This is a genomic window from Veillonella agrestimuris, assembly GCF_943193065.1.
In the GTDB taxonomy this organism is placed as follows: Bacteria; Bacillota; Negativicutes; order Veillonellales; family Veillonellaceae; genus Veillonella; species Veillonella agrestimuris.
Map to the genome: position 1 here is coordinate 18,447 of NZ_CALPCS010000003.1, position 22,315 is coordinate 40,761.

General features: G+C 40.1%; 25 protein-coding genes. 22 read left to right on the forward strand and 3 right to left on the reverse strand.

Going from position 1 to position 22,315, the window contains the following annotated elements:
- Positions 1 to 76 precede the first annotated feature (76 nt).
- The 8 genes from NFR29_RS01960 (at position 77) to NFR29_RS01995 (ending at position 6,408) form a co-directional block, all read left to right on the forward strand.
- Positions 77 to 1,252: a multidrug effflux MFS transporter gene (locus NFR29_RS01960; protein WP_251422447.1), complete on the forward strand. Its 1,176-nt coding sequence runs from the start codon at positions 77 to 79 to the stop codon at positions 1,250 to 1,252.
- Between the two features lie 7 nt (positions 1,253 to 1,259).
- Positions 1,260 to 2,651, forward strand: coding sequence for an alpha/beta hydrolase-fold protein (locus tag NFR29_RS01965; RefSeq protein ID WP_251422450.1), 1,392 nt, complete (start codon positions 1,260 to 1,262; stop codon positions 2,649 to 2,651).
- A 123-nt stretch (positions 2,652 to 2,774) separates the two neighbouring features.
- Complete coding sequence (rpsF, locus tag NFR29_RS01970) at positions 2,775 to 3,059, forward strand: 30S ribosomal protein S6 (protein ID WP_251422453.1); 285 nt, start codon at positions 2,775 to 2,777, stop codon at positions 3,057 to 3,059.
- A 20-nt stretch (positions 3,060 to 3,079) separates the two neighbouring features.
- Positions 3,080 to 3,478 carry a single-stranded DNA-binding protein gene (locus NFR29_RS01975; protein ID WP_251422456.1) on the forward strand — a complete coding sequence of 133 codons (399 nt, stop codon included), beginning with the start codon at positions 3,080 to 3,082 and terminating at the stop codon, positions 3,476 to 3,478.
- A 39-nt stretch (positions 3,479 to 3,517) separates the two neighbouring features.
- Positions 3,518 to 3,748 (forward strand): 30S ribosomal protein S18, encoded by a 231-nt coding sequence (gene rpsR / locus NFR29_RS01980; protein WP_004693795.1) that lies wholly within the window; start codon positions 3,518 to 3,520, stop codon positions 3,746 to 3,748.
- A gap of 178 nt (positions 3,749 to 3,926) precedes the next feature.
- The gene (locus NFR29_RS01985; protein ID WP_251422459.1) at positions 3,927 to 4,790 is read left to right on the forward strand and encodes a substrate-binding domain-containing protein; all 864 of its coding nucleotides are present in this window, start codon (positions 3,927 to 3,929) and stop codon (positions 4,788 to 4,790) included.
- A 55-nt stretch (positions 4,791 to 4,845) separates the two neighbouring features.
- The gene (locus NFR29_RS01990) at positions 4,846 to 5,565 is read left to right on the forward strand and encodes a 4Fe-4S binding protein (RefSeq protein ID WP_251422462.1); all 720 of its coding nucleotides are present in this window, start codon (positions 4,846 to 4,848) and stop codon (positions 5,563 to 5,565) included.
- Positions 5,566 to 5,577: 12 nt separating this feature from the next.
- A complete protein-coding gene (locus NFR29_RS01995; protein WP_251422465.1) occupies positions 5,578 to 6,408 on the forward strand; it encodes a radical SAM protein in 831 nt (276 codons plus the stop codon).
- Positions 6,409 to 6,433: 25 nt separating this feature from the next.
- On the opposite strand, the gene NFR29_RS02000 is transcribed toward NFR29_RS01995, so the two are convergent.
- The gene (locus NFR29_RS02000; RefSeq protein ID WP_251422468.1) at positions 6,434 to 7,582 is read right to left on the reverse strand and encodes an aminotransferase class V-fold PLP-dependent enzyme; all 1,149 of its coding nucleotides are present in this window, start codon (positions 7,580 to 7,582) and stop codon (positions 6,434 to 6,436) included.
- A gap of 103 nt (positions 7,583 to 7,685) precedes the next feature.
- On the opposite strand from NFR29_RS02000, the gene yedE reads away from it, so the two are divergent.
- Together yedE and NFR29_RS02010 are read left to right on the forward strand one after the other, a co-directional pair.
- Positions 7,686 to 8,747 carry a YedE family putative selenium transporter gene (gene yedE / locus NFR29_RS02005; RefSeq protein ID WP_251422471.1) on the forward strand — a complete coding sequence of 354 codons (1,062 nt, stop codon included), beginning with the start codon at positions 7,686 to 7,688 and terminating at the stop codon, positions 8,745 to 8,747.
- A 64-nt stretch (positions 8,748 to 8,811) separates the two neighbouring features.
- Positions 8,812 to 9,063 (forward strand): putative Se/S carrier protein, encoded by a 252-nt coding sequence (locus NFR29_RS02010; RefSeq protein ID WP_251422474.1) that lies wholly within the window; start codon positions 8,812 to 8,814, stop codon positions 9,061 to 9,063.
- A gap of 98 nt (positions 9,064 to 9,161) precedes the next feature.
- Here the strand turns inward: NFR29_RS02010 and NFR29_RS02015 are convergent, their stop codons facing one another.
- Positions 9,162 to 9,659: a MerR family transcriptional regulator gene (locus tag NFR29_RS02015; protein ID WP_251422477.1), complete on the reverse strand. Its 498-nt coding sequence runs from the start codon at positions 9,657 to 9,659 to the stop codon at positions 9,162 to 9,164.
- Between the two features lie 176 nt (positions 9,660 to 9,835).
- Here NFR29_RS02015 and NFR29_RS02020 point away from each other — a divergent pair, with 176 nt between their 5' ends.
- The 9 genes from NFR29_RS02020 to NFR29_RS02060 all read left to right on the forward strand — a co-directional run bounded on the left by NFR29_RS02020 (position 9,836) and on the right by NFR29_RS02060 (position 18,821).
- Positions 9,836 to 11,590 carry a 1-deoxy-D-xylulose-5-phosphate synthase gene (locus tag NFR29_RS02020; RefSeq protein ID WP_251422480.1) on the forward strand — a complete coding sequence of 585 codons (1,755 nt, stop codon included), beginning with the start codon at positions 9,836 to 9,838 and terminating at the stop codon, positions 11,588 to 11,590.
- A 214-nt stretch (positions 11,591 to 11,804) separates the two neighbouring features.
- Positions 11,805 to 12,497: a carboxymuconolactone decarboxylase family protein gene (locus NFR29_RS02025; RefSeq protein WP_251422483.1), complete on the forward strand. Its 693-nt coding sequence runs from the start codon at positions 11,805 to 11,807 to the stop codon at positions 12,495 to 12,497.
- 28 nt (positions 12,498 to 12,525) lie between these two features.
- Entirely contained in the window at positions 12,526 to 13,182 is a 657-nt protein-coding gene (trmB, locus tag NFR29_RS02030) for a tRNA (guanosine(46)-N7)-methyltransferase TrmB (protein ID WP_251422485.1), read from the forward strand.
- Between the two features lies 1 nt (position 13,183).
- Entirely contained in the window at positions 13,184 to 14,461 is a 1,278-nt protein-coding gene (locus NFR29_RS02035) for an FtsW/RodA/SpoVE family cell cycle protein (protein ID WP_251422488.1), read from the forward strand.
- Between the two features lie 31 nt (positions 14,462 to 14,492).
- Positions 14,493 to 15,776, forward strand: a complete 1,284-nt coding sequence (uraA, locus tag NFR29_RS02040; protein ID WP_251422491.1) for a uracil permease — start codon at positions 14,493 to 14,495, stop codon at positions 15,774 to 15,776.
- A gap of 24 nt (positions 15,777 to 15,800) precedes the next feature.
- On the forward strand, positions 15,801 to 16,271 hold the full coding sequence (locus NFR29_RS02045; protein WP_251422494.1) for an NfeD family protein: 471 nt from the start codon (positions 15,801 to 15,803) through the stop codon (positions 16,269 to 16,271).
- A gap of 15 nt (positions 16,272 to 16,286) precedes the next feature.
- Complete coding sequence (gene floA, locus NFR29_RS02050; RefSeq protein WP_251422497.1) at positions 16,287 to 17,243, forward strand: flotillin-like protein FloA; 957 nt, start codon at positions 16,287 to 16,289, stop codon at positions 17,241 to 17,243.
- 9 nt (positions 17,244 to 17,252) lie between these two features.
- Positions 17,253 to 17,933 (forward strand): hypothetical protein, encoded by a 681-nt coding sequence (locus NFR29_RS02055; protein ID WP_251422500.1) that lies wholly within the window; start codon positions 17,253 to 17,255, stop codon positions 17,931 to 17,933.
- Between the two features lie 174 nt (positions 17,934 to 18,107).
- Complete coding sequence (locus NFR29_RS02060; RefSeq protein ID WP_251422504.1) at positions 18,108 to 18,821, forward strand: helix-turn-helix domain-containing protein; 714 nt, start codon at positions 18,108 to 18,110, stop codon at positions 18,819 to 18,821.
- On the opposite strand, the gene NFR29_RS02065 is transcribed toward NFR29_RS02060, so the two are convergent.
- The gene (locus tag NFR29_RS02065) at positions 18,818 to 19,444 is read right to left on the reverse strand and encodes a TetR/AcrR family transcriptional regulator (RefSeq protein WP_251422507.1); all 627 of its coding nucleotides are present in this window, start codon (positions 19,442 to 19,444) and stop codon (positions 18,818 to 18,820) included. The two genes, NFR29_RS02060 and NFR29_RS02065, sit on opposite strands and share 4 nt — an antisense overlap.
- 225 nt (positions 19,445 to 19,669) lie before the next feature.
- On the opposite strand from NFR29_RS02065, the gene NFR29_RS02070 reads away from it, so the two are divergent.
- From NFR29_RS02070 to NFR29_RS02080, 3 genes are all read left to right on the forward strand, one after another.
- A complete protein-coding gene (locus NFR29_RS02070) occupies positions 19,670 to 20,467 on the forward strand; it encodes an MBL fold metallo-hydrolase (RefSeq protein ID WP_251422510.1) in 798 nt (265 codons plus the stop codon).
- A gap of 119 nt (positions 20,468 to 20,586) precedes the next feature.
- The gene (locus NFR29_RS02075; protein WP_251422513.1) at positions 20,587 to 21,525 is read left to right on the forward strand and encodes a hypothetical protein; all 939 of its coding nucleotides are present in this window, start codon (positions 20,587 to 20,589) and stop codon (positions 21,523 to 21,525) included.
- A 107-nt stretch (positions 21,526 to 21,632) separates the two neighbouring features.
- The gene (locus NFR29_RS02080; RefSeq protein ID WP_251422804.1) at positions 21,633 to 22,247 is read left to right on the forward strand and encodes a DNA glycosylase; all 615 of its coding nucleotides are present in this window, start codon (positions 21,633 to 21,635) and stop codon (positions 22,245 to 22,247) included.
- Positions 22,248 to 22,315 lie beyond the last annotated feature (68 nt).

Genomic DNA, 22,315 nt, shown 5'->3' on the forward strand with positions numbered 1-22,315 from the left:
TATAAAGCTATATTAATATAGTATCTATTAGATATTTTAGGTATTGTTTATAGGAAGGGGTACTATCTTGTTTACAATGGATACAAAAGGGTGGCTATTTATCAGTGTGTTGAGTGGCTTAATGGCCTTTACATCACTGTCGACAGATATATATTTACCGGCTATGCCTGAAATGGGACGTGATCTACAAGGTGATGCGGAATTAACTATAACGGGATTTCTCATCGGCTTTTCCTTTGCTCAACTATTTTGGGGCGCTATTAGCGATAAAATAGGCCGGAAGATTCCTCTTATTGTTGGAATGATTTTGTTTGTTATCGGCTCTGTAGGATGTACCTTGGCGACATCTATGTATGAATTGTTAGCGTGGCGCGTATTCCAAGCCTTTGGGGCTTGTGTAGGCCCCATGTTGTCGCGGGCGATGATTCGAGATTTATATAGCCGAGCAGAGGCCGCTAAAATGTTGTCCACCTTAGCTATCGTTATGGCCATTGCTCCTATTGCAGGGCCTATGTTAGCAGGCCATATGTTGTTGTGGTATTCTTGGCATAGTATCTTTTGGCTCCTTGTCGTCATTGGGGTTATTATGTTAACGTTTATTTTATTTTTACCGGAAACACATCCAGAAGAACGCCGCAGTCATCGCTCTATGGCCGCTACCTATGGAAATTATTGGATTTTGTTGCGCAATAAGGGATTTATGAAATATACTCTTTGCGTTACATCTTTTTATATGGCTATTTATGCCTTTTTAACGGCATCTCCATACGTATATATTGATGTATTCCATGTGCCAAAAGAGAATTTCGGCTATTTATTTGCTCTAAATATCATCGGTGTTATGCTCTTGAGCGCTGTTAATCGACGTATCGTAAGCGCCATTCGATTAGACCGATTGTTGCGGTATTCTACTATGTTTTCAGCCCTTTGCGTTATTGTTGTATTAGCGTTGATGTTGGCTGGTTTTACATCGTTAACGTTAATTGTCGTGGGGTGCTTTTTATTTTTCTCTATGAATGGCATTATCGCAGCTGTTACAAATGCGTTAGCTCTCGATAGAGCAGGACGTATTGCTGGATCCGGTGCTGCTTTGCTTGGTGCTATGCAATATGGCAGTGGTATTGTGTCGTCTTTAATTCTCACGGTACTGCCTAATGATTCCCCTATACCAATGATGATGGTTATAGGTGTCTTTGTTATTATTTCTGCTATCATCGCCTATCCAGAAGATGAGCGATATAGTCGTATATAAAGGAGTTATGATGAAATTACGTTTACAAACTATGATTTGTGCTAGCCTTATGGCAGCGGTTCCTTTTACTATAACTATGGCTCAAGATGTGCCTGGTGAAAGTCTTTCTGTACAACAAGTAGCGCCTGTAGCATTACATAGTGTTAAGGAGACAGCGAAAACAACAGATGCAATCCGTCATATTAGTAATATTCCTGTTGTTTATGGTGATGGTATTCAAGTTGCTGCTGTAGCCATTTCCTACCCAGAACCGGTGAAAGCATCGTCGCTTTCAAAAGATACCTATGTCGTAGAAGGAAAGACGATCAACCGGGTTTATGTGAATGACACACCGGCTATGGACGTTAAAGGGAATAAGAAAAGTGGGCCTTACGTTATCGTTGAATTTGAACATGTGAACTCCACACCATTTACTATGGCAGATAGACCGAAACGAAATAATTCGGAAAATAATGCAGCTCCTAAAGATGCGAGTAGTCGCTCTGATCGCAAAGTGCCAGTGCTTTCATCCTCGGTAGAACAAAAGAAGGTCGTGGAGTCGAAAACAGGAAAGCAATATGTGCCTACAACATCTGCTATTACATCGACCACAGTGGAACCGTCCTTAATTGATGAGTTTAAGACCTATACATTTACGGATGAAGCTGTAGGAGCAACGATGCCGTATAATATTTATTTGCCTAAGAACTATGATTCTAATAAACAATATCCATTGTATGTATTTATTGGAGATGCGAGTACAAATATTAATAATGATAAAACGGTATTGTTCCAAGGTGATGGAGCAATGGTTTTTGCTGCACCAGAAGAACAGGCAAAACACGAAGCCATTATTTTAGCACCTCAGTATACGCAGGATTTGGTAGATCAACTAGGAATGATGACTACTGATGAAAATGTGTGGACACCAGGTTTGCAACTAGTAACCGATTTGATTCATCACATTATCGAGACCTACCCTGTTGACACAGATCGCATTTATGGATCTGGACAATCTCAAGGGGGCATGGCTAATATTGCCATTTCCGATCGCTATCCCGATTTATTCACTGCTCAATTTTTAGTAGCGTGCCAATGGAATACAGAAGAAATGAAAGTCTTAAAAGATAAGAAGTTGTGGATTCTCGTTTCCGAAGGTGATGAGAAGGCGTATCCATCTATGAATACTGCTACGAAAAACTGGGAAGACTTAGGTGCAAAGGTGGCACGTAGTCCTATGTGGAATAGTTACTCTACGCCAGAACAGTTTGATGTGTTAGTAAATGATATGAAAGCACAGAAGGCAAATATTAACTACTCTGTTTTTGAAGGTGGCAGCCATATGTATACTTGGTCTGTAGCGTATTCTATTGAAGGAATCAGAGACTGGCTCTTTAGTCAAAGCAAATCAGAGAAATGATTGACGGGGTGCCCTTGATTTTAATAGCTAAATAAGATATAATAGTGAAGCTTATTGATGGTAAGCACTTCCTACCCCTATGTGTCGATAGGGGCATTAGTCCGAAAGAGGAGGTGATTTTGTATGAACAAATACGAAGTCATGGTTATTGTGAAACCAGCTGAAGAAGAAGCAACTAATGCTGTCATTGAAAAAGTGGAAGCTTTAATTGCTCGTGTAGGCGGCACAGTAGAAAAGGTAGATCGTTGGGGCAAGCGTCGTCTTGCTTACGCAGTGAAAAAATTCACTGACGGTTTCTACGTATTGGTTAACTTTGAAGCAAATCCTGCAGAAATCAAAGAAATCGATCGCGTATTGAAAATTACCGACGAAGTCCTAAGACACCTGATTGTTAAACACGAAGCATAATTAAAGCCTGGAGGAAAAAGATGAACTCTGTACAAATTCTAGGTAATTTAGCTCGTGATCCTGAAGTACGTTTTACTAAGACTGGTAGAGCTGTAGCGACTTTCACAGTTGCTGCTACAAACACTTATATTGACTCCACAACAAATGAAACGAAAGAACAAACTGCTTTCATCAATTGTGTAGCGTGGGGCAAGCTTGGTGAAGCTGCAGGCAATCTTCGTAAAGGCAGTCGCTGCTTTGTAGAAGGTCGTTTGCAAACTCGTTCTTATGAAACGCAGGATGGTCAAAAACGGTACGTTACTGAAGTAGTAGCGAACTTTGTGGGCCAATCCCTTGATATGAATACTAATTCTTTCGATGGTGGGTCCAATTTTGATAGTTTCAGCTCAGGCGGAGATGACGAAGACATTCCGTTCTAGTGTTAGGGACTCCTACTAATTCGAAAAGGAGGATTCGCAATGAGAAGAGATAGAGGCAGAAAGCCAAGAAGAAAAGTATGCGTTTTCTGTGCAGACCATATCGATCAAATCGACTATAAAGACGTTGCTAAACTTCGTCGTTTTACGACTGAACGCGGCAAAATCTTACCTCGTCGTATTTCCGGTACTTGCGCAAAACATCAACGCAAATTAACTACATCTATCAAACGTGCACGTGCAATTGCATTATTGCCATTCACAGCAGAATAATAGAGTATAAACATAAAACCCCAGTAACTATCATGGTTACTGGGGTTTTTGTTTTGTAAATTTGCTTAATCTATATAATCTAATTAATATGCAAATATGTATTTTTATGCTATATTATAAATAATAGTAAGTGTAGTACCTCGTATTTCCTGTAGGTTCAGTAAAGGGAGGATTATACATGAAGTTCTTAAAAAAAGATGTTTCTAGGCGACAATTTATAGGTAGCGCCTTAGCATTGGCGGCAGCTTCCGCAGTGCCCTCATTTATACGTGGTGCGTATAAACCAACACAGAGAGACTCGTTACAGGTCTGGACGTGTGGGGGCCTGTCGGAAGCTTTTTTAGATATTAATCAAACTTATGAAATGAAAACAGGGCACAATATCCAATATACAGGAGCCTTTGCAGGCGCTATTGGTAAGTCATTAATGGCGGAGAAGAGTCAAACTGAAATGTTTGGTGCCAGAGGTTTAGCGCTAGCGAAGAATATGCGTAAAAAGGGAATTAGCCTTAAATTTGAGCCATTATGTTTTACTGATTATGTTATCGTTACACCGAAAGGCAACCCGAAAGGTATTCGTGATTTACAAGATATGACAGAGCCTGGTGTACGTGTCATGTTGCCGTTAGGGGCATCACCGCCTGGCAGTGAATCGGTAAAGGGCATTATGAAATTGTCTGGCACTACAGAGGGTATTATGAGAAATATGACAGCCAATAGGGCTTGTGTTATTTCTATGATGTGCGAGCTAGTAGAGGGTGAAGGCGACGTATCAATTGTAGAAAAACGCCTCATTACCCATGATCGATTTAAAGATAGAATCGATTGGATGCCTATACCAGGGCAATTTGTACCACCCGCACCGTTGACGTTCACTATGAATACTATGAAATATGTAAAAGACCCAGTGCTCGCAGCAGATTATGTGGAGTTTGTTCGTTCCAGCGAAGGCCAGCAAATTTTAGAAAATCACGGATTTACCTCTGTTCATAGTCCAAGAGGACTCGATTTAATCGAAAGGTTTGGTGTGAAAGATGTGTAATCAATGTCAGACTACGAGCGGCGGAACTAGCAATTGTAATACTACTAAATTATCTATGTGGCGACGTATCGTGCAAATTATATTTCTTGCTATCCTTGGTAAATGGATGTATTACGGTGTGTTTAGATGTCCATATATTGTTCCTTTCGTTAATTGTGAAAGTTGTTCCATTATTACTTGTTGGGGGCGTATTACGACGTATTTTTATGGGTGGTGGATTGCATTACCTATATTGGTCATTCTCTTTGGACGTGCTTTTTGTGGTTGGCTCTGTCCTAGCGGTTGGGTTAATCAAATGTTAGGCAAATTTTCTATGGTTAAACTAAATTCAGATAAACCTTGGATTAGAGGGTTACAAATTGGCATGGTTTTGATGATTTTGGCGGGTCTTGTTGTTTATTTTGTGTATGGTAATCCGCGTATTATGATTCCTATTAGGACTAGTGATGAATATTTCAACGCCGTTATTTTATCGGTTAGCTTTGGTGAATGGTATTGGGTGACACGGACAATTACTGTCGTTTCTTTCATTGTTGCGTCTCTTATTATTGCCAATGTATGGTGTCGATTTGTCTGTCCTGCAGGCGGGATTATGGAGCTTTTACGGAAGATTTCTATTTTCAAAGTTTATAAAACAGATGATTGCGATGATTGCAATGCATGCCGTCGCGTTTGCGAAATGGGAACACGGCCTAATGAAATGAATTGTACCAATTGCGGCGCTTGTTTACATGTGTGCCACAAAGATGCTATCCATTTTGGTATGAAATGGTAGAAAGGATAGGTTATGACTGATGTAAAAGGACAAAGTTTCCTGCAAAATCATCCTTGCTATAACAAAGAGGCTTCTGCTCACTGGGGCCGCGTACATTTACCAGTAGCGCCACATTGTAATATTCAGTGTAATTATTGTAATCGCATGTATGATTGTGCTAATGAAAATCGACCAGGAGTAACGCAAAAAATCTACACACCTCAAGAGGCGGTAGATTTTCTCCATACATTATTTAAGAAACGTCAAGATATTTCTGTAGTAGGTATCGCAGATCCTGGTGATCCTATGTGTGATGCAGAGGACATGTTAGAAACATTCCGATTGGTGAAAGCATCATTTCCTCACGTTATGTTGTGTTTGTCTTCTAATGGTCTTGCAGTGCCAGAATATGTAAAAGACATTGCTGAACTCGGTATTTCGCATGTAACGATTACAGTTAATGCTATTGACCCTGAAATAGCGCAACATATGTATGCCTTTGTACGTTATAACAATACTATTTATAAAGGGATAGAGGCAGCTCGGTTATTATTAGAGAAACAAGATGAAGCCATTCGTAGATTAAAAGAACATAATGTTATTGTTAAGTTAAATACAGTTGTTGTACCAAAGGTTAATATGGCACATATTCCAGATATAGCAAAACAAGCAAAAGTCTGGGGGGTTGATTTGATGAATTGTATTCCTATGATTCCTGTTCACGATACGCCTTTTGCTAACTATACGAGTCCTACTGCAGAGGATATCGACTCGTTGCGACAATTTATTGGTGAATATGTGCCGCAAATGACCCACTGTCGTCGCTGCCGTGCTGATGCAATTGGAAAATTATGTGAGTCATAAGTAGCCATATGTGTTTAACACGGTATTATTTTATTAATTGATGGAGTGCCATGATAGCAGTATCTATATCGTTTATAGTATTTCTATAGCCAAAGGAAAAGCGTATCGTTCCTGTTGGATAGGTGCCTAATGTTTGGTGCGCTAGTGGTGCGCAGTGCAAACCGACGCGGGTTAATATATTGTATTCCGATTCGAGTTGATAAGCGATGTGTGCATTATCTTTCTCCTCGCAAGTAACAGAGACGACTGCGACGCGATTATCTAAATCTTCTTTTCCTACTATACGAAGAGTTGGAATGTTTTTAATACCCTGTAAGAATTGTTGTGTTAAATCCAACTCTTTTTGGTGAATCGCATCGATTCCCACATCTTGAATATATCGCAGACTTTCATGTAAGCCGATAATACCTGGCAAATTTAAGGTACCTGGTTCTAATCGGTCTGGAAAGATAAGTGGCATTGTTAGTACATCTGAATAACTACCAGTGCCTCCGTAGATGAGTGGCTCTATAGAAGTAGCTGCAGTAGGCGATAAAATGATACCGCCAATGCCTTGTGGTCCCATCAATCCTTTGTGGCCTGTAAAGCAAAGGGCGTCAATATAACTAGCTTTTATATCGATAGGTAAAATACCTGCTGTTTGGGCGCTATCGACAATGAAGAGTAAATCGTGATTTTTACAGATGGAGCCGATAGTGCTAATATCTTGTACAGTACCGCATACATTGGATGCATGATTGATGATGATGGCTGCCGTAGATGGTTTGATGGGCTCTGTAATACTATCTATTTGGATAGATCCATTCGATGTACACGGAATGATATCGTAAGATATTCCTTTTCCCGTTAAGTAGGTGAGAGGACGTAACACCGCATTATGTTCCATACCAGAAATGAGAACATGGTCACCTGCTTTGAGTAAACCTTGCAAGGCCATGTTGAGGCTCATCGTCACATTTTGAGTGAATGTTACATATTGTTCGTCGTAGCCATTCATCATTTTGCATAGAGTTTGGCGCGTGGAAAAGACTATTTCTTCCACATCATAAGCAGGAGCGTAGGAACCACGGTTTATGTTTATGCTAGAGGTATTAATAAATTTCTCCATAGCCGGCCCTACTGTAGGAGCTTTGGGATATGAGGTACTGGCATTATCGAGGTAAATATAGTTCATAATGGTTCTCCCTATGATGGTGAATATATATTCTTATTATACCATTACATAGTTAGAATAGATGAAGTTATTGGTACGTTGTAAGTATTGAAAGGAGTTTAGCATGAATAGTGTTAGTGAAAAACGAGTGCTCGTCATAGCAGGCCTCATTATAGGTGCTATTGCGGGCTTTCTAGTATTAGCTGGAAATCCAGCTAATATGGGCTTTTGTATTGCCTGTTTTATTCGTGATACTGTAGGTGGTTTAGGTCTTCACAGAGCAGGGGTGGTACAATATATTCGACCTGAAATTATTGGTCTCATCTTAGGTGCTTATGTGTTGTCCATGATTCGAGGCAAACATGAGAGTAAAGGTGGCTCTGCACCGATTACGCGATTTATTCTCGGCTTTTTTGTTATGATTGGCTGTTTGATGTTTCTTGGTTGTCCGACACGTATGATTTTACGTATCGGGGGAGGCGATTGGAATGCACTCTTCGGTTTAGGTGGTTTTGCCGCTGGTGTTGGTGTAGGTACATTTTTCTTGAAAAAAGGCTATGCTTTACAACGCAGTTATGTTATTAGTAAATTAGAATCTTCTCTCATGCCTATTGGCCAAATTGCATTACTCATATTATTAGTAGCGGCGCCAGCTTTTATATTCTTTAGTCAAAAAGGACCTGGTTCTATGCATGCGCCGTGGTTATTGTCCTTAGTAGCTGGTCTCGTAGTGGGTGGATTGGCTCAATTTAGCCGTATGTGTACCGTTGGTGGCTTCCGCGATTTGTTCTTATTTAAACAATCTCCATTGCTATTAGGCTATATCGCGATTTTGATTGGCGTATTTGCTGTTAATATTAGCTTTGGGAATTTCCATCCTGGTTTTGAAGGTCAACCAATTGCTCACACTGATGGTTTGTGGAACTTTCTCGGTATGGGTTTAGCTGGTTTTGGTAGCGTATTGTTAGGTGGTTGCCCACTTCGTCAATTGATTATGACTGGTGAAGGCAGTTCTGATGCGGCTGTGGCTGTGTTAGGCTTAGCAGCTGGCGCAGCATTTGCTCATAACTTTGGCTTAGCCGCATCTGGTACTGGTCCTACTGCAAACGGTCAAATCGCTGTAGCTATTGGATTTGTTGTAGCTTTTATTATTGCCATCGTTAATACAAAACGAGCTAGCGCATAAGAGGACAACATATCTCCTTATGCTAAGGCGTTGGATATTTCCACTACATAGATAAGGAGACACTATGAAATATATTGCTACTTTTTATTCTCACTTTGGTGCCATGCGATTTAAAAAAGAGCCGCCACAAGGTGTGCATAACGTCGTACTCATGCCCGTACCGAGAGATTTGAGTACCTCCTGTGGAACGAGTGCCGTTTTTGAAGCGGATTGTGGATTTACTTTTTCAAACGATCCACAGGGGGAGATAGATCAAATTGTGAAAGTACTGGGGTGCGGATATGAGGTAGTTTACGATAGCAATTTTTTACGCTGAAATAAGCCCCATTACTATGTTTTAGGTCTTTCGATTAGCAAAGCTGTTCGAGGCATAAAATATGATAATGGGGCTTTAACTATATAAATTTTATGTAATTACGGCATATCATACTGCCCAGGAGCTTCTCCTTTTTGGGCGGCTTTTTTGTCGTGTTTCCATTTTTGTTCAAAGAATGGATGGTATTCTTCGGGCACTTCAGCAGGTGTCACGGTTTGATGGAAGCTAGCCGTGCCGCGGCGTTGTGCTTCTTCGTAGAACCATGTTTTGAAATTGAGCATTTTTAATCGTTCTTTTAATGATTCAATTTCGAGTAATACACGGTCTCGTTGTGTACTGATGAGTTCTAGTCTTTCATCGATGCGCGCATCGCCTTCGACACAGCAATCGATGAAGTACTTAATTTGTTTAATAGGCATGCCTGTATTTTTTAAACAGTCGATGATTAAAAACCATTCCATGTCTTCTTCCCGGAACATGCGAATGCCGCCTTCTGATCGTTCTACAAAGGGAAGGAGACCTTCTTTATCGTAGTAGCGAATGGTGGAAGTGGCGACATTTAATTTTTTTGCGATTTCACCTACAGTGTATATCATATATAATAGCTCCTATGAGGGGATATGATTCTATATGAGAACATAAAAATAAAAAAATTTTTAATCTAGTCTTGACTTAAAGTTTGCTTTAAGTCGTAAAATATAAACATACTTGAAGTAAGATAAGTATACCATGCTCATCTATAGAGAGCAATGACTTGCATAAAGGAGTTACCATGAAGTTAATTGATGTAAAATCCCCAGCGGATATTAAAAATTTATCCTTAGAAGAATTAAAAGATTTGACAGCACAGGCTCGTCAAGCGTTGATGACAAAAGTATCTGAACACGGTGGCCATTTCGGTCCTCCTATGGGGGCAGCGGATATGATTGTTGCGTTGCATTATGTGTTCAATTCTCCAGTCGATAAAATCGTTTATGACGTATCCCACCAATCTTACGTACATAAAATGTTAACAGGCCGTGCTTTAGCATTCCTTGACCACCACCATTATGACGATGTAACAGGCTACACGGATCCAAATGAAAGTGAACACGATTTCTTCAACATCGGTCATACATCGACATCCATGTCCTTGGCTTCTGGGTTAGCTACAGCGCGTGACTTAAAAGGGGACAAAGAAAACATTATTGCTATCATTGGTGACGGTTCCTTGTCCGGTGGCGAAGCTTTTGAAGGACTCGATTATATCGCTACATTGCCAAGTAATTTCATTGCTATTCTGAATGATAATGACCAATCTATCGCAGAAAACCATGGTGGTATCTACAAAGGTCTTCGCGAGTTACGTGAAACAAATGGTGAAAGCCCTAACAATCTCTTCAAAGCAATGGGTCTTGATTACCGTTTCGTAGCGGATGGCAATGACTTAGAAACTTTAATCAATGTGTTCAAAGACGTAAAAGATATCGATCATCCAATCGTACTTCACATTGTGACACAAAAAGGTAAAGGCTACAAAATTGCGGAAGAAAACAAAGAGCCATTCCACTGGTCTATGCCGTTCGATTTAGAAACAGGTAAATTAAAAGAGGAAGAAGTAGGTCCTAGCTACTCTGGTAAATTAGCAGAATACTTGATGGAACAAATCAAAGCGGACCCTACTGTTGTAGCCATCAATGCTGGTACACCAGGCGCTTTCGGATTTGGTCCAGAATGGCGAAAAGAAGCTGGTCGCCAATACATTGATGTTGGTATTGCAGAGGAACATGCAGTAGCTATGTCTTCTGGTATTGCTAAAAACGGTGGTAAACCAGTATTTAATGTAATGAGTACGTTCTTGCAACGCACTTATGACCAATTGGTACAAGATTTGTGTGTTAATAATAATAGCGCTGTTATTCTTAACCACTATGCTTCTGTATATGGTTTGAACGACGTTACACATTTAGGTTTCTTTGATATTCCTATGTTGACAAATATTCCAAACCTCGTGTACTTAGCGCCAACAAACTACGAAGAATTGATGGCTATGACTCACTATGCAGTGCATCAAAACGAACATCCTGTAGCCATCCGTGTACCAGTAGGTCCATTTATTTCTACAGGTATTGAAGATACGACTGACTATAGCCAAATTAATAAATCTGAAATTACTCGTAATGGTTCTACTATCGCTTTACTTGGGCTAGGTAATTTCTGGCACATGGCTAACGAAGTTGCTGATGAGTTAGCTAAACAAGGCATCGAAGCAACAGTAGTGAACCCTAAATTTGCTTCTGGTATCGACAAAGAATTGCTTGAATCTTTGAAAGCTAACCACTCCGTTGTATTCACGTTAGAAGATGGGGTTATTGAAGGCGGCTGGGGCGAGCGCGTAGCGAGCTTCTACGGCCCTTCCGATGTGAAAGTGAAAAACTACGGTATTGCAAAAGAATTTCATGATCGCTACGATGCGGCAGAATTGTTAAAAGAAAATGGTACATCGGTAGAACAAATTGTAGCCGATGCGCTTCACTTGGTGAAATAATTACTAGTTAATGAATAAGCCTATATTTTATTACCAAGCCTATTAAAATAGAGTCTTTCCGTTGGGGAGGGCTCTATTTTTGTGCTTTCATGTGCTTTAAACCTATAAAATTTGCCTAAAGTAGTATATAATATGCAGAGAAATAGAAAACATATTACTGTACTTACGATGCGCAAAATTATGCGTATAGAATATATATTAGGAGGCTATAAGGTTGAAACGATTGGCAACGTTAGGGCTAGTCGCTGTGGCTCTTTGTGGAACTTATGTATTTACAGCCTATGGGGCGCCTGAACCAGCACAAGCACCGCCTATGTTAGATTTAAATCGCTATACACCAAAAGATTTGAATGCTCGTCATCAAGATTTAGTGGCTATTGGTCAATTTACAGCGCTCGGTAACCAAGATTCGTTGCGGGCAGTGATTAGCGATTCCATTGAACGAGGTCGATTAACACCAACAGAAGTAGGGGTAGCGATTCGTCAATTATATTCTGCAGCAGGTTTAAAGCGGCGCAATGAGGCGGTGGCTACTTTTGAGCAATTACGAGAAGATCGACCTGAATTTGGTGTGGACTATGATAAATTTGTACCTCGCCGTGTAGGTTTTAGTGCATTGCTCGACTATCGGAGTGAAGAAACTTCAGATGGTGGATACTTACCTATTACCGAGGAAGGGGACAAACATCAAATCAAATATAATACATTCCGCGTGAAAAAGCCAAAGCCGCAAAATTTTAAACGCTCTGGCTTAGGCACATTAGATAAAGAAATTGTTACTGCTGCTGCCTTAGGTACGCGAGTAGGGACGACGAATGTTATTTTTGAATCGTCTAAGAAAAACCTTTCAGAAATGGGCTTAAATGCAGAACAAATCGAATATTTAGAAAGTATGCTTGAACAATAAAAGATAGTGTAAGAAATAAGGAGTAACGATGCGTCTTCGTAGAAAGCCGTGGATTGATGAAGCAATCCACGAATATGACTCACATATTATTTTATCTGGACAAGAACAATATAAAGGAAAATGGCGTGAAGCCTTTGCTCATCCAGAACGACCTCTCTATATGGAACTCGGCACTGGTAAAGGTCGATTCATTGAAGGTATGTCGGAAACGTATCCAGAGGCGAACTTCGTAGGCTTTGAAGTACAAATCGGTGTTATTTACTATGCGGCGCAAAAGATTTTCGAAGGGCAACGAGACAATGCAAAAGTGTCTTTATTCGATATTGCGGGCATCGAAGATGTAGTAGCACCTGGCGAGGTGGATCGTTTTTATATCAACTTCTGCGATCCTTGGCCAAAAGCGAAACATGCAAAGCGTCGTTTGACGTACCACACTTTTTTAGATCGTTATGCGCGACTGTTAAAAGAAGACGGAGAAGTACATTTTAAAACAGATAATGAAGGGTTATTTATGTTCTCCCTAGAAGAGTTTCAAAACTGTGGATGGGAATTGAAAAATGTAACCTATGATTTGCATAGCACTGATTTACCAAATGTAAAAACAGAATACGAAGAGAAATTTAGCTCTAAAGGTCAGCCTATTTTTAGATTAGAAGCGGTAAAACCGAAATCTAAGGAGGCCTAAGATGGACGAAAAGGGGAGACAACGTCGAGAGCCAATCTTAAAAAATGACTTGCAAGGTATTTTGATACCTATGTTAATCCTTGCTATTATTGGGAGTTTTAATATTTTTAGTGCTACCTATATTGAGTCCATCACGACGGATGCAGGATTGTTAGGATATTTTCCGAAACATATATTCTTTTTGTTACTATCTATCGTAGCGGGAATTTTTTTATATAATTTCGACTATCGAAGATTGCAGAATCGAACGATACTAAGGAATGTAATGGTTGTTACATTGGGAATGTTGGTTCTGGTATTAATCATGGGGGCCGTTATCAATGGTGCTCGTCGATGGATTGTCATTGGTCCTGTATCGATACAACCATCGGAGTTTGCAAAATTATCTGCTCTTATTTGGACATCCGCTATTTTGGCAAAGAAACCATGGCAAAATCCTAAGTTTAAATCTATATTTCAACGGAAACGGCAAATGACGGGGTCGGAAGTAGCGGCTGGTTATTTCGTAGAACGCCTTTCTTATATGGCATATGTTTTGTTATGGCCTATTATCTTTGCTGGAGTCACTATGTTACAACCAGATATGGGGACGTCAGTACTCATTGTAGGCTTTACGTATTTGCTGATCTTTTTAGCGGGTTTTGATAAGACATTTTTCGCCGGTTCCTTGATTGCTAGCGGGACTTTGGGATTCTGTATGGCTCGCTTTAGTACATACCGTTGGGAACGTGTATTGGCATGGCAAGATCCCTGGCCATATGCGCAAGATTTAGGGTATCAAACGGTACAAGGCTTGATTGCCATCGGGTCTGGTGGCTTTTTAGGACAAGGCTTTATGGCTGGTACGGCTAAGTATTTTTATTTACCAGAAGCACATACCGATTTTGCCTTTGCTATTTGGGCTCAAGAAATGGGCTTTATTGGGGCATTAGCGGTGATTCTGTTAGTGGCTATTTTTACTTATTTCGGCTTCCGCATTGCTAGCAAGGCTCGTGATGAGTTTGGAAAATGGCTTGCTATTGGCATTACCATGCTCATTAGTGGACAAGCATTTTTCAATATTGCTATGGTATCGAACCTCGTTCCTGTAACAGGGGTACCATTGCCATTTATTAGCTATGGCGGTTCTTCGCTATTGATGAACTGCATGGCTATCGGCATTTTGGCGAATATTTCGCGCCGTAGTATAGAAGGTGTAAAATCCATTGGCAAAAAAGAAGTACTTCCATCCTTGCGAGAAGAGACGCGAAGCCGCTTTAAGCCGAAAGAGCAATTATAATCCATTTTTTATTTTGTAAGCGAGGGACACTATGAAAGATTACATTGATATTCAAGAACGCCCATCGTGGGGACAAATGTTACCACTCAGTTTGCAACATCTCTTTGCCATGTTCGGTTCTACTGTGCTAGTGCCGTATTTACTGAAAGTAGATCCGGCTACAGCATTATTTATGAACGGCATTGGGACATTGCTCTATTTGTTCGTTTGTAAAGGTAAAATCCCAGCTTATTTAGGGTCTAGCTTCGCTTTTATCGCCCCTGTAGGGGCTGTATTGGCCGCTGGTTTAGGCTATGAGGCAGCAAAAGGAGCCTTTGTCGTATTTGGTTTATCCTTTGTACTACTGTCATTTTTAGTACGCTATATCGGTATTGGTTGGATTGATAAATTATTTCCCCCTGCTGCCATGGGGGCCATCGTTGCTATTATCGGTTTGGAATTAGCGCCAGTAGCGATGGGAATGGCTGGTCTCATTGGAGACCAAAACCTCGGAATGTCTCATGATCAAGCCGTTATTATTTCTCTCTTCTCTTTGATTGTTACCCTTTTAGGTACTGTTGTATTTAGAGGTTTCTTAGCTGTTATTCCTGTGCTGATTGGCGTTGTGGCAGGCTATGTACTAGCTGCTTTCATGGGAGTTGTAGATTTTACAGCTGTAGAACAAGCGCCTTGGTTCTCGTTACCCCATTTTTATGGTTCGCCAGTATTTGATATTAACGCCATCATTATGATTATGCCGGCTCTCTTCGTAGTATTTGCAGAGCACGTTGGCCACTTAGTGGTAACTAGTAATATCGTTGGTAAGGACTTGATGAAAGATCCCGGTTTAGAACGGTCCTTGCTAGGTGACGGTTTAGCTAATATGTTATCGGGTTTCTTTGGGGCTACACCAAATACGACATATGGCGAAAATATCGGTGTATTAGCCATTACTCGTTGCTTCAGCGTTTGGGTCATTGGTGGTGCTGCTGTACTAGCTATGATCGTTTCCTTCGTTGGTAAAGTGGCTGCTTTAATTCACGCTATTCCAGTACCAGTTATGGGTGGTGTATCCATTCTTCTCTTTGGCATTATCGCTGCTTCTGGTTTGCGTATGTTAGTAGAACGCAAAGTGGACTATACAAATCCAGTGAATATGATTCTTACCTCTGTTATCCTCGTAGTAGGCTTAAGCGGTGCTGAATTAGTGATTGGTCCTATTGTCTTGAAAGGAATGGGCCTTGCTACAGTGGTAGGTATGTTGATGAGTATTGTTCTTCTCATTTTGCAAAAAACAGGAGCCGGCAACGAGCAAGTGAAAAATAGTGAAGTATAACATAGATTCTACAAGGAGGTATCTATGGATTATATTTTTTGGATTATTATCGGTGCCTTGTTGATGGCCGCTGAAATAGTTGTTCCTGGCGGTATTATAGGCCTCATTGGATATGGTTTGTTTATGTGGGGCCTCTTTACGGGACTTGGCGGTGGTGACTTTGCCTTATATATGGTTCTAGGTATTACGGCTATATTGGTCATTTTATTGATTGTATTTTTCAATCATTTTTCGGAAACTTGGATTGGTAAGCTCTTTACATTAGGTCAACGGACGACGACTAAAGAAGGATATATATCCAATGATGTACAAAGTAATTTGGTAGGTAAAACTGGTATTGCTCATACTACTTTGAGACCTGCTGGTATTGCTCTCATCGATGATAATCTCGTAGACGTTGTTACTGAAGGCGGCTTTATCGATGAAGGAACACCAATTATGGTCATCCGCGTTGTAGGCGGTCGCAATATCGTTAGATCTCATAGCGTAGAGTAAATATAGGAGGATATTATGGATTTAGGTATTTTTATTATTTTACCTATACTGCTAATTGGCATTATGATCTTGTTATACATCGTGCCATTAGGTTTATGGGTATCTGCTTTAGCAGCTGGTGTTAATGTAGGTATTTTCACATTAGTAGGTATGCGTCTACGTCGTGTAAATCCATCTCAAATCGTTATGCCTTTAATTAAAGCGAATAAAGCGGGCCTCGATGTGCAAGTTAATCAATTAGAAGCTCACTATCTCGCTGGTGGTGATGTAGACCGCGTTGTAGATGCATTGATTGCAGCAGAGCGAGCATCGATTCCATTGACTTTTGAACGATCTGCAGCTATCGACTTGGCTGGTCGTGACGTATTGGAAGCGGTACAAATGTCCGTTAACCCAAAAGTCATTGAAACGCCAATTATTTCCGCAGTAGCTAAAAATGGTATTGAGCTGAAAGTACGCGCTCGCGTTACGGTACGTGCTAATATTGATCGCCTCGTAGGCGGTGCAGGGGAGGCCACAATCATTGCCCGCGTTGGTGAAGGGATTGTTACTACGGTAGGTTCTAGTGAAGAACATACAGATGTATTGGAAAATCCAGATCATATTTCTCGTACTGTATTGGGAAAAGGTCTCGATGCAGGTACAGCTTTTGAAATCTTATCCATCGATATTGCTGACGTTGACGTAGGTCGTAATATTGGTGCTCAATTACAGACAGACCAAGCGGAAGCAGATAAAAAAATCGCCCAAGCTCGCGCCGAAGAACGCCGTGCTATGGCGGTGGCTACAGAGCAAGAAATGCGAGCTAAAACACAAGACATGCAAGCAAAAGTTGTGGAAGCACAAGCAGAAGTACCAAAAGCCTTGGCGCAAGCTTTCAGAGATGGTAATTTAGGTGTTATGGATTACTATAATATGAATAATATCCTAGCGGATACTAAAATGCGTGAAAACCTCGCTGACGGTGAATAGGAGGGGCCTATGGGCGACATTATAGGCAGCGTTATTTCTATATTAACGGATAATCCTATTTTTGCGCTAGCGCTGATCGTTATCGTTCTTCCTAATCTTTTAAAATCTGGTAAATCATCTAATGATACAAGCTATGATGAACAGTACAATGACCCTTATGATACTGGACATACTTATGAAAATAATCCTTATGAAGAAAATCCAGCAGAAGGCCATCATTCGCGTTCTACTAGTTCTATGACTTGGGAAGATATGGAGCGGGCGTATGGTATCAAAATTGCTCGAAAAGATGAGCCTGTGCCGGTAGAAGAAGAGGTCATAACTCCTGTGGAGACCTTTAACACTACCATTGAAGACGTACAGCCAGCCTCAGTTGAATCTGCACCACCTATCGTTGTGGCTACTAAAACAGAGATTACTGAAGATGTAGAACCTGTTAAGAAGAACAAAAAGCGCGCTCTATCGTTAGAAGAGCGGTTAGATCAGTATAATGCAGAACGTACAGCTGCTTCACAAGAGTTAGAAATACAGGAAGAGCGACCAGTTCTCGATTATAGTACAGAAAAGCTAGATGGAGCAGAACCATCTGAAAAGCGAAACAGGGCTAAGCTTACACTTTCAGCTAAAGAAGGTATGAAATGGGCTATCATATTAGATAAGCCGAAAGCGTTACGACCAAAATATCGTTAATATGATGCATACAACTGAATATAAAATAAACAAAAGGTTCTTAATAGTGTCAAATGGTCACTATTAGGAACCTTTTTCCATTGTATTATCCTTTTCCAGTAGTCATACTAGAGGTAAGGAGTTACGTGTTTGCGCATATAAGGATCTTCCTCATAGAAGAAGGGTGGTATCATAGTGTATCGTGCAGTACAAATTATTTCAAAAGAAGTATTGGAACTATTATATGTAAAAGAGAAATGGACTTTGCGAGATATAGCATCGTATTTTGGATGTAGTGTAGATACTATTGTACGACGCATGGAATCGTATGATATAGAGCGGCGAAAAACGAAAAAAGATATTAGCAAAGAGGAATTGTGTCGCACATATTATGATAATAAAGGTCATATTCAAAGTGTAGCGGATTCCCTTGGCGTGTCTATGAGCACCGTTACAAATCGCTTGCGGGAATACGGGTTATATCGAAAACCAGTATTCAAGCAATCAGTCGTAGATCCAGAACGCATTCAAAAGGCTTATGAAAGCGGCAATAGCACCACTGATATTGCGAAGATGATGGGGCTTACTAGGTGGAAAGTACTCCATATATTACGGAAAATGAACGTATCCATACGAGGCCGGAAACGGCGCTTACAACCTATTGAAGAAATGGCTTATTTATATACGGAACATCACATGAGTACAAAAGATATCGGACTCGCCTATGGATTGCAGTCTAATACGATTGCCCTCTATTTGCGAGAAGAAGGTGTTTCTTTGCGAGGCAAAACATTAAATATTGACGAAAAGGAAATACAACGCCTTCGCGGTGAAGGATTCTCTGTAGCAGCTATTGCGAGGCAAATGAATTGTTCAATATCAGCTGTACGACGGCGGTTAAAATTTTAGTATCTAGTTTCTTTCTTTCTACCCTCGAGTAGACCTTGTATGCCGCTATGGATAAAACGAAATATCATAGCTTGGGCAGCTCGCCATTGAGGAGTGCTTTCCCATTTGTATTGTTGATTTACAGCGAAAGAACCATTAATGAGGAATGTATAGAGGCTTTCAGCTAGAGCAGAATCGATACGAAAGTGCGCTACCATATTATGGATAACTTCTGTTTTTTGTTTTGTCAAAATATGTTGTAATATATAAGAATTTAATGTTTCATCAGTAAATAAAGCCTTGTATTTAGGAATCAGAGCTACACGATGGCAGATAGGAAGGTCAGAAATATGAGTATCAATAAATTTAACTGGATCTGATGATTCTGCAATGATCTTTGCAATATCCCAAGGGGCTGCTTTATTTTTCATAGTAGTAGCATCTAAGGCATCGTTGAGAACTTGGTCGAGTACGTCGTAGATATCTATATAATGTAAGTAGAATGTGGATCTTGTTATATCGGCCTCTTTGCAAATAGCCGTTACATTGAGTTTAGGAAATGATTGTTTTTCTAATAAATTTAGAAAGCTATCTTTGATGGCTGTTTGCGTATATAAGGTGCGGCGATCTAATTTTTTTGTCATAAGTATCTCCTTTACTTTGTTGTGATTTCTCATGTTTTCTATTTAATAGACAGTTTTAGAAATATGTTTATTATTAAACAGATATAAGGGATGTGTCTATTGATTTATTTTTTTATGTTTAGCATAATAATTATCATACACTATGTCAAATAAATGACTATATGTATTATAAAATAAATAAAATATGATCCAGTAAGAGATAAATATAAATAAAATGGAGGATTTATGATTATTGATCAAATTAGAAATGCAACACTTAAAATTAATTATGGTGGGAAAACATTTTTGGTAGATCCTTGGTTATGTGGTAAAGGTGAAATGGGAAGTATGAATGATATTCCTGGTCGTCCATTTATTACTGTTGATCCAGTACAAATGAACTTGGCAATGCCTCTTTGTGATTTACCATACAGCAAAGAAGAGGTTTTGAAAGACGTTGATTATTACATCGTTACTCATGTTCATCCTGACCATATCGATATGAATGCTGATGGGACAGTAGGGGATGGATTAGACAAAAATGTTCCCGTATTTGTACAAAGTGAAGTTGACGCAGAAACGCTTAAACGATCTGGCTTTGTTGATGTACGAGTTCTTAGTGATGAAGGTACTGATATAAATGGTGTTACATTAATAAAAACGCCAGGGCGTCATGGGACAATTGTTCCTGCTGGTGATGCGGTAGGTGTTCTTTTCAAAGCAAATAATGAAGATACTTTGTATATTATGGGGGATACGATTTGGTACGAAGCTGTAGCAAATGTGCTTTCAGAACATAAACCAGGTGTAGTTGTTGTTAATGCTTGTGCTGCAGAACTAGTAGGCCATGGCCGTTTGATTATGAATGATGAAGATATAGATTGTGTGGCGCAATCTTTGCCAGAGGCGAAAATTATCGTATCGCATATGGATACTGTGGCTCATGCACAAATTACACGTAGGTCTATGCGTGGCCTTCTTGCAAAACGCGGCATTACTAATTATGTAATGCCAGAAGATGGAGAACGTTGGACAGATAAATAAAATACAAAATGACTCTACAGAGATATCTGTCAGAGTCATTTTCTGTTATTTGTTATTGGGTATAGTATTTTATGCATAATTACTATATACTTAAATCTATATGATAATGGAGGTTAATTATGCTAGAATTTATTGAAGTATTAGGACCCTTTCTGCTCCTCGGCATTGTAGCAGCTGGATTGTCGCGCATTTCTGGAGTAGCTATGTCGATGATCATCGTTCCTACCTTGTTGATTTGGGGTGCAACGCCACTCGACGTTGTAGCCTTCATGCTGTTATTTGTGGTGTATAACAATTTAACAGCAGAAACGCAAGATGCTCGATTGAATTACAAAGAACTGGTGTTATTCCCTCGTTGGAAAATCGCCATTCCTCTTGTATTAACAGCGCTCATTACAGTGTTTGTACCACCTGCAGGGATCGCCTTCTTTATGGCTTGCTTTATTGCAGAATTGATCGCTACCGTGTATAAACGCATTCCCGAGAAGGAACGTCCTGTGTCGTCTCGCGTCATTGGATTCTCTATATTAGCTGCTATTTTAACGGCTATCGGTGCCTATGTAGGGCCTATGATTAGTGGTGACTACTATTTCGGACTCGTAGGCTTGGCGATTTTGATCATTACTGCTTTTGCTTGGTATGCCGGGAACCATCGCAGTGCCTTTAAAGGGGTATGGGACTTCATCTGGACGGGATTTACTCTTTTCTTAGGTCTCTTTGGTATTGAAAGCTCCCACTATACTGCAGGTTTAACGCGTGACTACAGCAGTAAACTGGATCGCATGATGCCTATGATTATAGCTATCGGTGCTTTTGCGGGATTGATGGTTATCTTTGGGGTATATATTACATTCTCTTTGCCATCCTTTATTACGGCTATTGGTGCTGCCCTTGGTATTCGTGTATTTGGTCTCTACGAATTTGAACGCCGAGGCTCGTTCTCTTACTTAGCGATTGGATTTGCCGTAGTTGCTGTTATTTGCTTGTACTTAGTATCTCCAGTGCCAACTGGTTTTGATGATATTAACGCCTTAATGTTGCAACCTGTTGTAGAATAATAGGAGAACTGTGTATGAAAGCAAATAGTACATCGAAAGTAACCAATAGGACAATACGGATTAGTAAGTCTAACGCTAGTGCGAAAACAAAGGCCGTTAAAGACTCGATGGCTATAGGTGCTAATGAAGTGGTGGAAACGAGACCGTTTCCACCATTTTTGCCACCTAAAGTAATAGTTATGTTAATGGGTACATTTCCGCCTACATCGGAAAAGAGGGCTATGGATTTTCATTACCCCAACTTTCAAAACGATATGTGGCGCGTTTACGGACTAGTATTTTTTAATGATAAAGATTATTTTAGAAAAGGCGAAGAAAAAGCCTTCGATGCAGAGAAAATCAAAGCATTTCTTACCGAGCGAGGCATCGCTTATTGTCCGACAGTACTCAAAGCAATCCGAGAACGAGGCAATGCATCGGATGCATTTCTAAAAGTAGTAGAACCAGTCCCTTTAGCCGAGGTGTTACAACAAATTCCAGACTGTAAGCACATAGCTACTACTGGAGGTAAAGCTACAGAAGTATTGTTAAGCTTGTTAGATGAGGACGTAAAAATGCCCAAAGTGGGAGAAACGATTCCTTATGTATTTGAAGGGCGACAGCTTACATTGACTAGACTACCATCGACGTCTAGAGCCTATCCGCTAAAACTAGAAAAGAAAGCAGAGGCTTATAAGGGATTTTTTGTTGATTCTGGCGTAGAGGTATATGATGGAGAATAGTGTAAACTAGTGACTGAAATGTATAATTGTTAAAGAACATAGAAAAGGAGCTGACGCATAAGTGTGTC

Excerpts from the sequence above, each read along its gene's own strand:
- NFR29_RS02015 (WP_251422477.1), bottom strand. The coding sequence starts at position 9,659 with ATGATATACACTGTAGGTGAAATCGCAAAAAAATTAAATGTCGCCACT.
- rpsF (WP_251422453.1), top strand. The coding sequence starts at position 2,775 with ATGAACAAATACGAAGTCATGGTTATTGTGAAACCAGCTGAAGAAGAA.
- NFR29_RS02065 (WP_251422507.1), bottom strand. The coding sequence starts at position 19,444 with ATGACAAAAAAATTAGATCGCCGCACCTTATATACGCAAACAGCCATC.
- NFR29_RS01975 (WP_251422456.1), top strand. The coding sequence starts at position 3,080 with ATGAACTCTGTACAAATTCTAGGTAATTTAGCTCGTGATCCTGAAGTA.
- NFR29_RS02075 (WP_251422513.1), top strand. The coding sequence starts at position 20,587 with ATGCTAGAATTTATTGAAGTATTAGGACCCTTTCTGCTCCTCGGCATT.
- NFR29_RS01990 (WP_251422462.1), top strand. The coding sequence starts at position 4,846 with ATGTGGCGACGTATCGTGCAAATTATATTTCTTGCTATCCTTGGTAAA.
- NFR29_RS01965 (WP_251422450.1), top strand. The coding sequence starts at position 1,260 with ATGATGAAATTACGTTTACAAACTATGATTTGTGCTAGCCTTATGGCA.
- rpsR (WP_004693795.1), top strand. The coding sequence starts at position 3,518 with ATGAGAAGAGATAGAGGCAGAAAGCCAAGAAGAAAAGTATGCGTTTTC.
- yedE (WP_251422471.1), top strand. The coding sequence starts at position 7,686 with ATGAATAGTGTTAGTGAAAAACGAGTGCTCGTCATAGCAGGCCTCATT.
- NFR29_RS02055 (WP_251422500.1), top strand. The coding sequence starts at position 17,253 with ATGGGCGACATTATAGGCAGCGTTATTTCTATATTAACGGATAATCCT.
- NFR29_RS02010 (WP_251422474.1), top strand. The coding sequence starts at position 8,812 with ATGAAATATATTGCTACTTTTTATTCTCACTTTGGTGCCATGCGATTT.
- floA (WP_251422497.1), top strand. The coding sequence starts at position 16,287 with ATGGATTTAGGTATTTTTATTATTTTACCTATACTGCTAATTGGCATT.
- NFR29_RS02035 (WP_251422488.1), top strand. The coding sequence starts at position 13,184 with ATGGACGAAAAGGGGAGACAACGTCGAGAGCCAATCTTAAAAAATGAC.
- NFR29_RS02045 (WP_251422494.1), top strand. The coding sequence starts at position 15,801 with ATGGATTATATTTTTTGGATTATTATCGGTGCCTTGTTGATGGCCGCT.
- uraA (WP_251422491.1), top strand. The coding sequence starts at position 14,493 with ATGAAAGATTACATTGATATTCAAGAACGCCCATCGTGGGGACAAATG.
- NFR29_RS01960 (WP_251422447.1), top strand. The coding sequence starts at position 77 with ATGGATACAAAAGGGTGGCTATTTATCAGTGTGTTGAGTGGCTTAATG.
- trmB (WP_251422485.1), top strand. The coding sequence starts at position 12,526 with ATGCGTCTTCGTAGAAAGCCGTGGATTGATGAAGCAATCCACGAATAT.
- NFR29_RS02080 (WP_251422804.1), top strand. The coding sequence starts at position 21,633 with ATGGCTATAGGTGCTAATGAAGTGGTGGAAACGAGACCGTTTCCACCA.
- NFR29_RS01995 (WP_251422465.1), top strand. The coding sequence starts at position 5,578 with ATGACTGATGTAAAAGGACAAAGTTTCCTGCAAAATCATCCTTGCTAT.
- NFR29_RS01985 (WP_251422459.1), top strand. The coding sequence starts at position 3,927 with ATGAAGTTCTTAAAAAAAGATGTTTCTAGGCGACAATTTATAGGTAGC.
- NFR29_RS02000 (WP_251422468.1), bottom strand. The coding sequence starts at position 7,582 with ATGAACTATATTTACCTCGATAATGCCAGTACCTCATATCCCAAAGCT.
- NFR29_RS02020 (WP_251422480.1), top strand. The coding sequence starts at position 9,836 with ATGAAGTTAATTGATGTAAAATCCCCAGCGGATATTAAAAATTTATCC.
- NFR29_RS02070 (WP_251422510.1), top strand. The coding sequence starts at position 19,670 with ATGATTATTGATCAAATTAGAAATGCAACACTTAAAATTAATTATGGT.